Origin of the sequence: Streptomyces sp. R41 (assembly GCF_041053055.1) — a bacterium.
GTDB lineage: Bacteria > Actinomycetota > Actinomycetes > Streptomycetales > Streptomycetaceae > Streptomyces.
This window is the reverse complement of the sequence record NZ_CP163443.1, coordinates 9304298-9319136: the sequence shown is the minus strand read 5'-3', so window position 1 is coordinate 9319136 and position 14839 is coordinate 9304298. Positions and strand designations below refer to the sequence as shown.

General features: G+C 70.6%; 12 protein-coding genes and 1 pseudogene. 7 read left to right on the top strand and 6 right to left on the bottom strand.

The features are described from left to right. Positions 1 to 6: 6 nt before the first annotated feature. Positions 7 to 531 carry a (2Fe-2S)-binding protein gene (locus AB5J53_RS42375; RefSeq protein WP_369250895.1) on the bottom strand — a complete coding sequence of 175 codons (525 nt, stop codon included), beginning with the start codon at positions 529 to 531 and terminating at the stop codon, positions 7 to 9. Positions 532 to 602: 71 nt separating this feature from the next. Between AB5J53_RS42375 and AB5J53_RS42370 the strand changes: the two genes are divergently transcribed. Beyond that, positions 603 to 1160: an antibiotic biosynthesis monooxygenase gene (locus AB5J53_RS42370; RefSeq protein WP_369250894.1), complete on the top strand. Its 558-nt coding sequence runs from the start codon at positions 603 to 605 to the stop codon at positions 1158 to 1160. Positions 1161 to 1644: 484 nt separating this feature from the next. Beyond that, complete coding sequence (locus AB5J53_RS42365) at positions 1645 to 1959, top strand: hypothetical protein (RefSeq protein ID WP_369250893.1); 315 nt, start codon at positions 1645 to 1647, stop codon at positions 1957 to 1959. Between the two features lie 242 nt (positions 1960 to 2201). Here AB5J53_RS42365 and AB5J53_RS42360 read toward each other — a convergent pair whose 3' ends face one another. After that, on the bottom strand, positions 2202 to 3194 hold the full coding sequence (locus tag AB5J53_RS42360) for a glycosyltransferase family 2 protein (protein WP_369250892.1): 993 nt from the start codon (positions 3192 to 3194) through the stop codon (positions 2202 to 2204). A gap of 100 nt (positions 3195 to 3294) precedes the next feature. On the opposite strand from AB5J53_RS42360, the gene AB5J53_RS42355 reads away from it, so the two are divergent. Beyond that, entirely contained in the window at positions 3295 to 3762 is a 468-nt protein-coding gene (locus AB5J53_RS42355) for a GtrA family protein (protein WP_369250891.1), read from the top strand. 100 nt (positions 3763 to 3862) lie between these two features. After that, the gene (locus AB5J53_RS42350; protein ID WP_369250890.1) at positions 3863 to 5302 is read left to right on the top strand and encodes a hypothetical protein; all 1440 of its coding nucleotides are present in this window, start codon (positions 3863 to 3865) and stop codon (positions 5300 to 5302) included. A 73-nt stretch (positions 5303 to 5375) separates the two neighbouring features. On the opposite strand, the gene AB5J53_RS42345 is transcribed toward AB5J53_RS42350, so the two are convergent. Further along, a complete protein-coding gene (locus tag AB5J53_RS42345; protein ID WP_369252819.1) occupies positions 5376 to 7298 on the bottom strand; it encodes an ABC transporter ATP-binding protein in 1923 nt (640 codons plus the stop codon). Between the two features lie 246 nt (positions 7299 to 7544). On the opposite strand from AB5J53_RS42345, the gene AB5J53_RS42340 reads away from it, so the two are divergent. Together AB5J53_RS42340 and AB5J53_RS42335 are read left to right on the top strand one after the other, a co-directional pair. Next, positions 7545 to 8450, top strand: a complete 906-nt coding sequence (locus tag AB5J53_RS42340; protein ID WP_369252817.1) for a YbhN family protein — start codon at positions 7545 to 7547, stop codon at positions 8448 to 8450. 225 nt (positions 8451 to 8675) lie between these two features. Further along, positions 8676 to 9440, top strand: a complete 765-nt coding sequence (locus AB5J53_RS42335) for a crotonase/enoyl-CoA hydratase family protein (RefSeq protein WP_369250889.1) — start codon at positions 8676 to 8678, stop codon at positions 9438 to 9440. Here AB5J53_RS42335 and AB5J53_RS42330 read toward each other — a convergent pair. From AB5J53_RS42330 to AB5J53_RS42320, 3 genes and pseudogenes are all read right to left on the bottom strand, one after another. Beyond that, positions 9427 to 10626 (bottom strand): NAD(P)/FAD-dependent oxidoreductase, encoded by a 1200-nt coding sequence (locus AB5J53_RS42330; protein WP_369250888.1) that lies wholly within the window; start codon positions 10624 to 10626, stop codon positions 9427 to 9429. The two genes, AB5J53_RS42335 and AB5J53_RS42330, sit on opposite strands and share 14 nt — an antisense overlap. Beyond that, positions 10623 to 12011, bottom strand: a complete 1389-nt coding sequence (locus tag AB5J53_RS42325) for an FAD-dependent oxidoreductase (RefSeq protein WP_369250887.1) — start codon at positions 12009 to 12011, stop codon at positions 10623 to 10625. The genes AB5J53_RS42330 and AB5J53_RS42325 overlap by 4 nt, the downstream gene beginning before the upstream one ends. Then, positions 12008 to 13446, bottom strand: a pseudogene (locus AB5J53_RS42320) (FGGY family carbohydrate kinase). The gene AB5J53_RS42325 and the pseudogene AB5J53_RS42320 overlap by 4 nt, the downstream one beginning before the upstream one ends. A gap of 266 nt (positions 13447 to 13712) precedes the next feature. Here AB5J53_RS42320 and AB5J53_RS42315 point away from each other — a divergent pair. Next, positions 13713 to 14798 (top strand): mechanosensitive ion channel family protein, encoded by a 1086-nt coding sequence (locus AB5J53_RS42315; protein WP_369250886.1) that lies wholly within the window; start codon positions 13713 to 13715, stop codon positions 14796 to 14798. The last annotated feature ends 41 nt before the right edge of the window (positions 14799 to 14839 follow it).

Here is a 14839-nt window from a genome sequence, read left to right as displayed (position 1 = left end):
GGCTCCCTAGGCTCCGTCGCGGACAGCGCGGATCGCGGCCCGTATGTGGGGGTAGGCGGCGCAGCGGCAGATGTTGCCGCTCATCCACTCCTTGATCTCGGCGTCGTCGCCCGCGTGGCCCTCCTTGAGCAGCGCCACGGCCGACATGATCTGGCCCGGAGTGCAGTAGCCGCACTGGAAGGCGTCCTCGGCGATGAATGCCTGTTGCATGGCGTGCAGTTCACCGTCCTCCGCCAGTCCCTCGACGGTGGTCACCTCGCGTCCCTCGCAGGTCATGGCGAGCGTGAGGCAGGACAGCACGCGATTGCCGTCCACCCACACCGTGCAGGCGCCGCACGTGCCCTGGTCGCAGCCCTTCTTCGCACCGGTCAGATGCAGGTGTTCGCGCAGCGCGTCGAGCAGGCTGACGCGTGGCTCTATCTCCACGGAGTGCTGGACACCGTTGACCGACAGACTGACCCGGACCGGACCGGGACCTCGCTCCTCAAGGGTTTGCCCCCGTTCGGTGAGGGCCGGACCGTGTACAGACATGGGCCACCTCCAGGTAGAGACCTCTTCATCGTCATACGGGCAGATATGTGCTGCAACCGTAGGATTTCGGCATGACCGACGCGCTGGAATCCCGTGAGGCGGTGACCGTGGTCTTCACCTGGGAGGTGAAGCCCGGCAAGGAAGCCGAGTTCGAGCGGTGGGCCCACGGGATCGAGACGGAGGCGGCCGCCTTCACCGGCCATGAGGGAGTGACCTGGTTGCGGCCTGAGGGGGAGGGCAGGCATTACTACGCGATCGTCCGGTTCGCGGACACCGCCACCCTGGACCGCTGGATGGCCTCACCACAAAGGGCTGACTGGCAGCACCGCGTCAAGCCTTTCGGCCGGTCGACGCCGCCGAAGCTGACCACGACCGGCCTGGAGACCTGGTTCAACGTCCCCGGCACCCCCACCAAGCCTCCGGTTCGCTGGAAGATGTCGCTGATGACGATCCTCGCGGTCTACCCGTTCGCCCTGCTGTACGACGGGCTGGTCGCCGAACACTTCCGCAGCTGGCCGCTGCCCTGGCGCACGGCCGTCTTCCCGATCTTCCTCGCGCCTCTGCTCACCTACGCGGTCATGCCCTGGCTCAGCAGGGTGCTGCGGCGATGGCTTTACCCGGAGGCGTAGCCCCCCCCGGCCGGGACGTCTCCCATGCCCGGCACCCGTGCCCGCACTACTGAGGATCGACGCCAGGTCGCCGACCGCGGGGCGGACAGCGACCCGGGGGCAGCGCCCCGTCGTCGGACCGAGGGCCCACGGCCTGCGGGCGAGACCGAGAAGTCCCCACAGACTGCCCGGCCGCGCGAGCAAAGCACCGTCGGCCGGGGCGACTTGAGACAGGGCGGCCCGCGGTCACCTATGGCCGCAATGCCTGGAGCATATTCCGCTCAGGCTGGTAGAGCGACTACCACCCTTCGTCCTTGACCCCACCCGCTCGCGAGCGCAGCGTTGAACGCATGAGAAAGGGATTAATCGGACATTCGCGACTCTGGCGTTCTGGCCCACGGGGCGCCACGAGCGCAAGGAACGCGGAAGGCCGACTGCCTGACGCTCCCTCCGCAGGGTCATGCCTGATCGACGCTCACAATCCATCCTTTCCAGGAGACGAGTTATGCGTTTTGCCAAATGGCCAATCGTCGCCGTGTCGGGCTTCGTACTCGCCATGGGCGGTGCCGCCACGTCGGCCGTCGCCGCGCCGGCCTCGCCGGTACGGGCAGTTCACTACGATGCCCACGACCACGGCGACTTCGGACGCCACGGCGACCACGGGCGCGGAGACGACACCGACTACAGGTACCGGCACTACGACGACCACGGACACGGCGACCACGGACACGGGAACTACGGCGACGGACGCGGGAACCACGGTGACCACGGCGGTGGCCACGGTAACGGCGGGGGCCACGGCGGCCACGGCGGGCGGTAGCCCCACCGAGAAGGGGGCCGGCCATCAATCGGCCCCCTTCTCACACCCCGTCGGAAACCCCACTTCAACCCTTGAGCTCTGACAAGTCGCCAGTCGGCCAGGAGACTGCGAACTCGCCGCGCAGGATGGCCTGTTGGTGCCCGGGTGCTCAATGCGCAGCCTCTGCGCGCGCAGGCCCTCCGGTGTCGGCTTGTTGAAGGCGTGTTGCCGGCCCCGGCCGTTCCGCCCCGCCTCGGCGGGCGTCAGGATCTGCTGAGGACTTCCTGCGTCGGCACGGAGAGGCCGCCCCCGTCGCGGTCGGGGCGGCGCGGCGCGCGCTCCGGCGCCGGATAGGCGAGATGCACGAGGCGGGACTGCTCCTGACGCATGTACATGAACGACTCGAGGATGTAGCCGACGAGCAGTACGAGTGTCGCGATGGTCATGATCGCGGCCGCGAGGATCGCCGTGGGGAAACGCGGCACGGCGCTCGTGCGGATGAAGTCGATGACGACGGGCGTACCGAGCACGAGTGCGACGAGGGCGAGCAGACCCGCGACGACGGTGTGGACGAGCGAGGGCCGCTCACGACGCGCCAGATTGAGGATGAGCCGGAGAATGCGCCAGCCGTCCCGGTAGGTGCGCAGTTTGCTCACGCTGCCGGCCGGCCGGTCCTTGAACCCGACGGCGAGCTCCGCCGTGGGCAGCCGCAGGTTGAGTGCGTGGACCGTCATCTCGGTCTCGGTCTCGAACTCGCGGGACAGCGCCGGGAAGGACTTGACGAAGCGCTGGGAGAAGACCCGGTAACCGCTCAGCATGTCGGTGACGTCATTGCCGAAGAGCGAGCGCACCGCACCCGTGAGCAGTTTGTTGCCCACCGCGTGCCCCGCGCGGTAGGCGCCGTCGACCGTCTCGCGCCGGGTGCCGATGACTTGGTCGTAGGGGCCCTCGAACAGCAGGTCCACCATGTCCCGCGCCCGTGAGGCGTCGTAGGTGTCGTCACCGTCGATGATGAGCAGTGCGTCGGCCTCGACATCGGCGAAAGCGCGCCGAATGACGTTGCCTTTGCCCTTGCGATGTTCACGCCGGATGATCGCGCCTGCCTCGCGGGCGACCTCCACCGTGCGGTCGGTCGAGGCGTTGTCGTACACATAGATATCGGACTCGGGGAGCGCCGCCCGCAGATCGCGCACCACCTTGCCGATGGCTGCTTCCTCGTTGTGGCACGGCACGACGCAGGCGATCGTCGGGCTCACGGGCTCTCCTCACCTGGATGAATCCTGGCCATACTCGGACATATTGCTCCGCTGGAGCGCCTGACCGGTGAGGGCGCACCGTGCCGTTACCCTCTGTTGCGTGTCGGACCTCGCGTCTTTGACGCTGCGCATGCGCGATGTCATCGGTGGAATCTGGCGCGAGGCCGCCGCGTTCGGACTCGTCGGCGCCCTCGCCTTCCTCGTGGACACCGGCGCCTACAACCTGCTGGTCTTCGGTCTCCCCGGCGTGACCGGCGGCCCGATGCGGTCGGCGCCCGTCCAGGCCTCGGCGGTCGCGACGGGTGTTGCGATGATTGTCAGTTGGGCAGGCAACCGTTACTGGACGTACCGGCATCGCCGTCGCGAGAAGGTGACCCACGAACTGGCACTGTTCGTCTTCGTGAACATCGTCGGTCTCGTGATCACCGCGGGCACGGTCGCCCTGTCACGGCAGTTGACGGGATGCGACTGCGCCCTCAGCGACAATGTCGCCCGTCTCTTCGGCTGGGCCGTGGCCACGCTGTTCCGCTTCTTCGCCTACCGGCGCGTGGTCTTCATGGCGGCCTGAGCGGGGGTTCGCGTCCTCAGTGCGTGCTCGCAGCGGAAGTGCGCCTCCACCAACTCACCATACGCAGCCAATCCACTACACACTGTTACCATCCCGCCGCATGGGATATATCCAATTGTTCCGGTGCGAACGACGACGCTGGGTCTGCGGCCTGGCTGCCATCGCCGTGGCCTGCTGCCTGGTCACCATCATCGTGTTCTCGCCCGGATACATGAGTCCGGACAGCCTCAACCAGCTCAAGCAGGCCCTGGGCAAAGCGCCGTTGACGGACTGGCACCCGCCGGTTCTGGCCCTGGTGTGGCAGGGGCTCATCGCCGTGACCGGTACTCCCTCGGCGATGGTGGTCGCTCAGTGCGTCATCTGCTGGGCGACGCTGTGGGTCATCGCCTGGTGCGTCTGGGCACTGACCGACAGCCGTCCGGGATCCCTCGCGGTCCTCGGAGTCGGACTGGCGCCACAGGTCCTGACGTTCGTCGGAGTGGTGTGGAAGGACGTTCACATGGCGTTCGCGCTCCTCGCCGCCTGCGCTGTCGCACTCGTCGGCAAACGCCTGCCCGCCGGCCGCTCCGCCCTGCGCTGGGCCCTGCTGGGCCTCGGAGTGCTCTTCATCGCCTATGCCGTACTGGTGCGCAAGAACGCGATCCTCGCCGCGATCCCGGTCTTCGTGATGCTCGTGCTCGCGCTGTGGCCCAAGCCGGGACGCCGTCTGTGGCTGATGTCCTCGGCGGCCCTCGTTGTCGCCGTCGTCGTGCCCAGCACCGCCATTGCCGCCTTCGCACGGCCGCTGCAGACGAGCCAGGGCTCGCAGATCATGATGGACGACCTGGTGCACGTCCTGAGCGTGGACGAAGTGCGGGCGGCGGCAGCGGCAGCGGCGACGACACCGGACTTCCAGGTCCGCCTCCTCTTCGCGGCCAAGCAGTGCGAGCGGAACCAGACGCTGTCCGACACCTACATCAGCTGCTACCCGCGCGACGCGACGGCCGACGTGACCGGGCTGGCCCCGCACGCGGACGAGTTGACGTCCATGTGGACCAGTGAGATTCCCGGCCATCTGCCCGCGTACTTCCAGTACCGCCTGCAGGTCTTCTCGCAGTTGCTCTTCAGGGGCACCTACCAGTACCAGCCCGGGATCAGTGCCAACACCCTCGGACTCAAGGTGACGCACGCCCGACTCGAGGCCACGTTGCAGAACTACGTCCTCGGCGCGGCCAACGATCTGCCGGCCCTCTTCGCCGGCTGGCTCTGGCTGGCCGTCGCGCTCGCCCTGTCGATCCGGCCGGGCAAGGGCACGTTCTCGATGCCGGTCCGGGCACTGGGGATCAGCTCGGTGGCGTATGTGCTCGGCTATCTGCCCACCCTGCCGACGGCGGACTTCCGCTATATCTACTGGCCGGCGATCGCCTGCACGCTCGGTCTCCTCCTCGCATGGCTGGGGCGCGGCAGCACTCCGCCTCCCCTCGACACCGGCGCCACGGAGAGCGGCCGCATCGCGGTGCGTCAGTCGGTGGGCCCCAAGAACGAGCAGCTGGCCGGCTGAACGAGAGGGCCGCCGGGCGGCCGCCGCCCGGCGGAACCCTCCCCAGCCGCCTACGGACGAACGTCCCCCGCTGTCACGCCACCGCCTCGCCCGCCGGGGCGATGTCCGTCACGTCGGCGGTGTGCGCCGCGTCGCCCGTCCCGGGCTTGCTGAACTGTGTCCGGTAGAGCTCCGCGTACCGCCCCTCGGCCGCCAGCAGCTCCTCGTGCGTACCCCGCTCCACGATCCGCCCCGCCTCGACGACGAGGATCACGTCGGCGGCCCGCACGGTCGACAGACGGTGCGCGATCACCACGGCCGTCCGGCCCTCCAGCGCTTCGGTGAGCGCCTCCTGGACGGCCGCCTCCGAGGTGTTGTCGAGGTGGGCGGTGGCCTCGTCGAGGATGACGACGCGCTGGCGGGCGAGCAGCAGCCGGGCGATCGTCATGCGCTGGCGCTCGCCGCCGGAGAGCCGGTAGCCGCGCTCGCCGACCACGGTGTCCAGGCCGTCGGGCAGGGAGCGTACGAGGTCTTCGAGGCGGGAGCGGCGCAGTACGTCCCACAGGTCGTCCTCGGTCGCGGACGGGCGGGCGAGGAGCAGGTTCGCCCGTACCGAGTCGTGGAACAGGTGCCCGTCCTGGGTGACCATGCCGAGAGTCTCCCGCATCGACTCGGCGCTCAGTTCGCGGACGTCGACGCCGCCGATGCGTACGGCGCCCTCGTCGGTGTCGTACAGCCGCGGCAGCAGCTGCGCGATGGTCGACTTGCCGGCGCCGGAGGAGCCGACGAGTGCGACGGTCTGGCCGGGTTCGGCGCGGAAGGAGACGCCGCGCAGGACCTCCGCGCCACCGCGGGTGTCCAGGGCGGCGACCTCCTCCAGGGAGGCCAAGGAGACCTTGTCGGCGGAGGGATAGGCGAAGCGGACGTCCTCGAACTCGACGGCCGCCGGTCCCTCCGGCACCTTCCTCGCGTCCGGTTTCTCCTCGATGAGCGGCTTCAGGTCCAGCACCTCGAAGACGCGCTCGAAGCTCACTAGGGCGCTCATGACCTCGACGCGCGCCCCGGCGAGCGAGGTGAGCGGCGCGTACAGGCGGGTGAGCAGTAGCGCCAGGGAGACGACGGCGCCCGGCTCCAGGGTGCCGCGCAGCGCGAACCAGCCGCCGAGCCCGTACACGAGGGCGAGCGCCAGGGCCGACACCAGCGTCAGGGCCGTGATGAACGCCGACTGCGCCATCGCCGTACGGACCCCGATGTCCCGCACCCGCCGGGCGCGCGCCGCGAACTCGTCGGACTCGTCCTCGGGCCGCCCGAAGAGCTTCACCAAGGTGGCACCGGGCGCCGAGAAGCGCTCGGTCATCCGGGTGCCCATCGAGGCGTTGAGGTCGGCCGCCTCCCGCTGGAGCTTGGCCATCCGGCTGCCCATCCGCCGCGCGGGGATCACGAACACCGGCAGCAGCACCAGCGCGAGCAGCGTGATCTGCCAGGACAGGGTGAGCATCACGGCAAGGGTGAGCAGCAGCGTCACCACGTTGCTGACGACGCCGGACAATGTGTTGCTGAAGGCGCGTTGGGCGCCGATGACGTCGTTGTTGAGTCGACTGACGAGCGCGCCCGTACGTGTACGTGTGAAGAACGCGACCGGCATGCGCTGCACATGATCGAACACAGCCGTCCGCAGATCGAGGATGAGTCCCTCGCCGAGCGTCGACGAAAGCCAGCGGCCGAGAATCCCGAGCGCCGCCTCGGCGAGCGCGATGACGGCGATGAGCACGGCAAGGCGGATGACGGTGCTCTCGTCGCCGCCGGACACGATCGCGTCCACGACGCGCCCCGCGAGCACCGGCGTCGCGACGGCCAGCAGCGCGGTCACCACGCTGAGCACCACGAACTGCCCGATGCGGCGGCGGTGCGGGCGGGCGAAGGCGGCGATGCGGCGCAGCGTCGCGCGGGCGAAGGGTCGGCGCTCCTGCTGCGCGTTCATGACGCTGTGCAGCTGTGTCCAGGCTGTGGTCTCCATGCTCATGCAAGAGACACTAGGACCTCAAGCAAAGTTGGGGTCAACCATCGGGCGACACCTCCCTCACCTTGCCCGGCGTGTCAGCCGCCGTCTCCGCGCCCGCAACCCCACGTTGGTGCGGTGTGGAAACCCTCTCCCGATGTGACAGTGGTACGACTCCCCCCAGGCCTGCCCAAGGGACTCCCCCAAGAACTTCCCAAGGGACTCCCCCGACGCTTCCCCCTCCGGGCTGCCGTCCGGCCGGTCCTGTGCCTGCTCCCGCTCGCCCTTGTGCTGGTGGTCGCGGTACGCCACCGCTCCGTGCTCGTGGAGGGCTTCGGTCACCTGGAGTCGGCCGAGTGGCCCTGGCTCGCGGCCGCGGCCGCGACGACCTGCCTGACCTGGGTCGCGGCGGCCTTCACCCGTCAGGGCGCGGTCATCGAGCGGCTGCCGGCGCGCCGGCTGCTCGCCACCCAGTTCGCGGCGGGCGCGGCCAACCATCTGCTGCCGACCGGCTTGGGTGCCGGCGCGGTCAATCTGCGCTTCATGACGGTGTGCGGCGTGCCGCTCGCCCGCTCGTCGGCCGCGCTCGCGCTCTACATGCTGGCTGAGTCGATCGCCCGGCTGAGCCTGCTGCTGGGGCTGCTGATCGCGTTCCCGGGGGCGCTGCGGATCGGCAGCCTCCTTCCGGACGGGGCGATCGGCCCCCTGCTGCTCGGCGTCGGCCTGGTGCTGTGCGTCGTCGTGGCGACCCTTCTTCTCGTACGACGGCTCCGTACGGCCGTCCTCTCCTTCCTGCGCACCGCGCTCGGCGAGGCGCGCTCGGTGCACTCCCGTCCGTCCCGCGCGCTCGCCCTGTGGGGCGGATCGCTCGCCTTCCCGCTGCTCCAGGCGACCGGTCTGGCCGCGGTGGGGCTGGCGTTGGGGCTACCGGTACCGCCGGTGCACATGGCGGTCGCGTATCTGGCGGCGACGGTCGCCGTCGCGCTGGTACCGACGCCGGGCGGAATCGGCTCGGTGGAGGCCGCGCTGGTCGTCGCACTGGTCGCGGCGGGCGGCCCGGTGGCCGTGGCGACGGCGGTGGTGCTGGCGTACCGGATCATCACGGTGTGGGTGCCGCTGCTGCCGGGGGCCCTGACGCTCGGGGCGCTGGTCCGCTGGAAGGTGATCTGAGACGCACTCCGGGTGTGCGCGGCGCACCCGGGCGACCCTGGCCGCCGCGTCCCGAACCGACCTCTCGCTTGAGAGCTCCCGTCTCGCGCTGCCTGCTGACCGAGGACGAGCTGTCCACGAAGACGGTGTACGACGACCCGTTCCCGGCATCGGCCGTCCATGCCACCGGCGGTTGCGATACCGAGGGGTAACCTCGCCCTACACCGTCGGAGAAGGGACACCACGATGCCGGTCCGGATCGAACGCCAGGGTTACGTCACCACGGTCGTCCTCTCCCGCCCCGAGGCCCGCAACGCGGTGGACGGGCCGACGGCAGCCGAACTCGCCGACGCCTTCCGGGAGTTCGAGGCGGACGATGCCGCGCGGGTCGCGGTCCTCTGGGGCGAGGGCGGCACGTTCTGCGCGGGCGCGGACCTCAAGGCGATCGGCACCGAACGCGGCAACCAGGTCACCGAGGACGGCGACGGACCGATGGGCCCCACCCGGCTGCGTCTGACCAAGCCGGTCATCGCGGCCGTCGCGGGGCACGCCGTGGCCGGCGGCCTGGAACTGGCCCTCTGGTGCGATCTGCGGGTCGCCGAGGAGGACGCCGTCTTCGGCGTGTTCTGCCGCCGCTGGGGCGTGCCGCTGATCGACGGCGGCACGGTCCGGCTCCCCCGTCTCATCGGTACCAGCCGGGCGATGGACATGATCCTCACCGGCCGCCCGGTCCCCGCCCCCGAGGCGTACGAGATGGGGCTCGCCAACCGCCTCGTCCCGACCGGCCGCGCCCGCGCGGAGGCGGAACGACTGGCCGCCGAGATCGCCGAGTTCCCGCAGTCCTGCCTGCGCAGCGACCGTGCCTCCGTCCTCGACCAGGAGGGCCTGGTCGAGAAGGTGGCCATGCGCACCGAACTCCGTTACGGCATGGACGTGCTGGCCGAGAGCCTGGAAGGCGCCGCCCGTTTCGCCTCGGGAGCCGGCCGGCACGGTTCGTTCAGCGAGCTGTGAGCCGGACGGGGCCTCCGGCGGGATCGACGGAACCAACCCAGCGTCCGTCGAGACACAGGGATCGATTCGGTACGGCAGTGGTGAGGAGGCGTTGTCGGTGCAGAACCCGGTCGTCCTGCGTGACGGTCAGGACCGGCCGGGCGAGGAACTCCGCTGTGCGCAGCACGAAGGGGGCGTACGTCATCGCGGGCGCGAGCCGGTTCGGGGCGACCCAGCGCAGGGGCGGGGCCACGAGGAGCGGAACCGTCGGGGACCAGGGCGCCCCGGCCAGGTGATCCCGTACGTGCCGCGCCGCCCGTACCCCCTCGCGGGCCACGGCGCCGGCGCTCTCCACGGCGTGCAGCACGTTGCCGACGGCGAACACGCCCTCGCGTGACGTGCGGAAAGCGCCGTCGACCGCGGGTCCGCGTGTTCCCGTGTCGAGGTCGAGGCCGCCGCGCCGGGCGAGTTCGTGGTCCGGAACGAAGTCACCGGTGAACACGACGGTGTCGCAGGCAAGAGTCGTGGTCCGGCCGTCGCGGTGGCGCAGGGCGACTCCGCTCAGGCGTCCGCGCCCCCGGAGTTCGGTGACGGTCGCTTGCGTGAGGAGCGGAATCCGTTGCCCCAGGCGGGAGTTGACCGCCGTCAGCCGGTCACCCTGGTGCCGCGCCAGGTCGGTCACCATCGCGACGACGTCGACTCCGGCACCCAGCAACGTGTCCACGGCGGCGTAACTGAGGGCTTCGGCGCCGACGACGACCGCGCGGCCGCCGATGTCCTGCCCGTAGAGGTGCACGGCCTGCTGGAGTTCTCCCGTGGTGAACACCCCGGCGGGTCGGGTCCCGGCCACGAGCCGTGCGCTGCCTGGCCGCTCGCGGGCACCCGTGGCGAGGACGACGGCCGTGGGGTCGATCGTCTCCGGCCCTGCCGGGCCAACGGTGTCCACCGCCAGCGCTCCGGACCAGCCGAGGGCGGTGACCCCGGTGCGGACGGTGGCCCCGGCCCGGACCCCGGCCTCGGCGTACCGCCGCGCGAAGCCGGGCCCGTCGAACCCGCGGCGACGGCAGTGACGAGGCACCCCGCCGGCTTCCTGTTCGCGCTCCAGCACCTCGACGCGGCCCACTCCCCCGGCCGCGAGCCGGGCGGCGAGGGCGAGACCGGCGGGCCCGGCGCCGACGACCAGGACGTCCACATGTCGCTGTCTCATGACCGCCCCTCGAAGAGCTCCCGTACCGCGGCGCCGCAGTAGAAACCCTGGCAGCGCCCGCCCCGCGCACGGGTCCGGCGCCGCAGTCCCTCCAGGCCGTGCGGCGGGATCGTACTGGCGAGGGCGTCGCGGATCTCGCCGCGCGAGACACGCTCGCAGTGGCAGACGAGGGTGCCGTACTCCGGGTCGGCGGCGATGAGTTCGGGGCGCTGGTAGGGGCGCGGGAAGGCCTCGCCGAGGTTGGGCAAGCGGACGGGTTCCAGATCGTCGGCCTCGCCGAGGTCGAGGCCGCAGGCGGCGAGGAGCCCGGTGACGTGCGAGGCGATGGCCATGGACGCGGTCAGGCCGGTGGAGCGGATGCCGCCGACGGTGACGTACGCCTGGTCGGAGTGGACGCGGATCCGGTAGTCGTCGTACTCGGTGGCGGCGCGGAGCCCGGCGTAGACAGCGGTGACCTCCTCGTCGAGCAGTTCGGGCAGGATCCGGCGCCCCCTGTCGCGCAGCAGGGCGAGGCCTTCCTCGGTCGATCCGGTGGCCGTCTTGTCGTCCACCTCTTCGGCCGTGGGTCCGAGCAGCACGTTTCCGTACACCGTGGGTGCCACCAGTACGCCCTTGCCGAGCGCCGTCGGGACGGGCAGCAGGATGTGCCGGACCAGTGCGCGGGCGAACTTGTCGAAGACGAGGAGCTGGCCCCGACGCGGGATGACGGTGAAGTCGTGGTGGCCGAGCCGCCGGTCGAGTTCGTCGGAGTACAGGCCCGCGGCATTGACGAGGTGGCGCGTACGGAGAGTCCCACGACTCGTGCGCAACACCCCGTCGTCGGCCCTCTCCACACGGCAGTCGAGGTGCAGGTCGACCCCATGGCGTACCGCCTGGGTGGCGTACGCGAGCGTCGTGGTCCACGGGCAGATGATGCTCTCGCCGGGGATGTGGAGCGCGCCGAGCGCTCCGGGCCCCAGGTGCGGTTCGCGTGCGTACACCTCGTCGGGTCCGAGGACGCGAGCCTGCCGGTAGTCGTTCTTCTCCGCCTTGGCCGCCAACTCCGGTAGTACGGCGAGCTGTTCACGGTCCCAGGCGACGAGCAGGGCACCCACGGGTTCGACGGGAATCCCCGACTCGGCCGCATACAGGGCGAGTCGGCGAGAGCCCTCTCGCACAAGACGGGCTTCCAGCGAGCCGGGGACGGCGTCGAAACCCGTGTGCAGGATGGCCGTGTTGGCCTTCGACGTGCCCTGCCCGACGTCGTCCTGCGCCTCGACGAGCGCGATGCGCAGCCGCCGGTGGCGGGCGAGTTCGCGGGCGATGGCGCAGCCGACGACACCCGCACCGACGATCACGACGTCGTACGTCAGGTCCGGCAGCGCGCCGTGCGCCGTGACCGTCATGCGGGTGCCCGGTCGAGCAGGGCGGCGACGGCCGAGCGGAAGGCGGCGAGGCGTTCGGTGGCCTCGTCGCGGCTGATGCGCGGCGCGTACACGGCGGAGGGTTTCCGGTCGGGGAGTGCCTCGTCGACTCTCAGCGCCGGGTCGAGGCCCAGCCGGGCCACGGCACCTACGCCGAGGGCGGTGGCGTCCGGTAACGCCGAGACTTCGACGGGGAGTTGGAGGAGGTCGGCCTGGGTCTGCATGAGCAGCGCCGAGCGTGTCAGACCGCCGTCGACGCGCAGCGCGGTGAGCGGTGCGCCGAGGTCGGCGGCGGCCGCGTCGGCGAGTGCGACGACCTGGGCGGCGATGCCCTCGCACAGGGCGCGCACCAGATGCCCGGGCGTGGTGTCGAGGCCGAGCCCGGTGAGCGAGCCCCGCAGATCTCCTCGCCACCAGGGTGCGGCGAGCCCGGCGAGGGCCGGGACGAAGGTGACACCGCCGCTGTCCGGTACGGCGCCGCCGACCGGGTCGAGGTCCGCGCGCCGGAGATGACGCCGAGGTCGGTGAGCCAGCGGACGGCGGACGCCGCCGTGTACACCTGGCCGTCGAGGCAGTAACTGGTCCGCCCGCCGAGCCGCCAGGCGACACAGCTCACCAGACCCGAGTCCCCGCGCCGGGGTGTCGCTCCGGTCTGCGCGAGGAGGAACGCCCCTGTTCCGTAGGTGCACTTGGCCGTTCCGGGCTCGGTCACCCGCTGGGCGAGGAGCGCGGCCTGCTGGTCGACGAGCAGACCGGTGACGGGAAGCTCCGGCCCGAAGACGGAGGTGCTGCCGATGCGGCTGTCCGGGTCGACGACCTCCGGCAATCGCTCGCCTGAGAGCCCGAAGACGTCGAGCGCTCTGGGCGACCACTCCACCCGTTCCAGGTCGAGAAGTTGGGTACGCCCCGCCGTGGCGGTGTCGGTGACGTATGCGCCGGTGAGTCGGTGCACGAGCCAGGCGTCGGAGGTCGTGACGACTCCGTCCCGGGTGAGATGGCGGCGTATCCAGGCCATCTTGGGTGCGGCGAAGTAGGGGTCAAGGGGCAGGCCGGTGAGGTGGCGCAACTCCTCGGCGTACGGGGCGAGTTCGGCGCACACGCTCTCCGCCCGCCGGTCCTGCCACACGAGCGCGTCGGTCAGCGGCTCGCCCGTCGACCGGTCCCAGGCGAGGACCGTCTCGCCCTGGTTGGCGACTCCGACGGCCGCGACGGGCTCCCCCGCCTCCGCGAGCGCACGGCGCCCGGCGGCGAGGACGGACTCGTACAACTCGACCGGATCGACCTCGACCAGTCCGCCCGGCAGATGGCGGGGGCGTACGGGAGCGTGGGCGGAACCGATCACACCCCGATCGGGACAGATCACCAGGGCCTTGGTCCCGGACGTCCCCTGGTCGATCGCGAGCACCGAACCCGTCATGGCACTCCCCTGTGATCACCGCGTGCCAGCCTGCTTCAGGGCGTACCCGGCCGTCAATGGCGGCCTTCGCGGACCGGTCTCAATGGCGGGTCCGCGCAGGCCTGGTGACGGACGTGCACACGAATGCGGCAGGATGAGCGGTCGCCCCAGGACGACGAACACCCGTCCGGGCGTGATCGTGCATTCCCGGATTCGAGCAGGTGGCAAGTGACGACACAGCACATCCGGCCCTCGGGCCTTCTCCCCGGTCACGAAGGAGGTCACCAATGAAACGCTCCCTCACCCTGGACGACCTGATGGTCGCCGGAATCGCCGTCGTCGCGGGCCTGCTGGCGGCGTTCCTGCTGCGCATGCTGCTGCGCTGGCTGGGCAAGCACGCGTCGCGCACCCGGTGGAGCGGCGACGACGTCATCGTGGACGCGCTGCGCGCGCTGGTGCCCTGGGCGGCGATCGCGGGCGGGATCGCGGCGGCGGCCGCGGTACTGCCGCTGACGGCGCCGGTGGGGCGCAATGTCAACCGGTCGCTGACCGTCCTGCTGATCCTGGTCTCGACCATCACCGCGGCCCGGGTCATCACCGGCCTGGTCCGGTCGGTGACCCAGTCCCGGTCGGGGGTCGCCGGGTCGGCCACCATCTTCGTCAACATCACCCGCGTCGTGGTGATGGCGATCGGCTTCCTCGTCGTGCTGCAGACGCTGGGCATCTCGATAGCCCCGCTGCTCACGGCCTTGGGTGTGGGCGGTCTGGCGGTGGCCCTCGCTCTTCAGGACACCCTCGCCAACCTCTTCGCGGGCGTGCACATCCTCGCGTCGAAGACGATCCAGCCCGGCGACTACATCCGTCTCAGCAGCGGTGAGGAGGGCTATGTCGTCGACATCAACTGGCGCAACACCACGGTCCGTCAGCTCTCCAACAACCTGGTCATCATTCCCAACGCCCAGCTCTCGGGCACCAACATGACCAACTTCACCCGGCCCGAGCAGCAGATGACGCTCACCGTCCAGGTCGGCGTCGGCTACGACAGCGACCTTGAGCATGTCGAGCGCGTGACCAACGAGGTCGTCACCGAGGTGATGACCGAGATCACCGGCGCCGTCCCGGACCACGAGCCCGCCGTTCGCTTCCACACCTTCGGCGACTCCCGCATCGGCTTCACCGTGATCCTCGGCGTGGGCGAGTTCAGCGACCAGTACCGGATCAAGCACGAGTTCATCAAGCGCCTGCACAAGCGCTACCGGGAGGAGAGCATCCGGATTCCGTCGCCCGCGCGGACGGTGGCGCTGCAGCAGGGTGGCGCGGGGCTCCTGGAACCGGGCATCCCCCAACAGCGCGACGCCACGTCACGCACGTAGAGCACGACACGGCAGGGAGCCGGGCGAAGCAGATCCGCCCG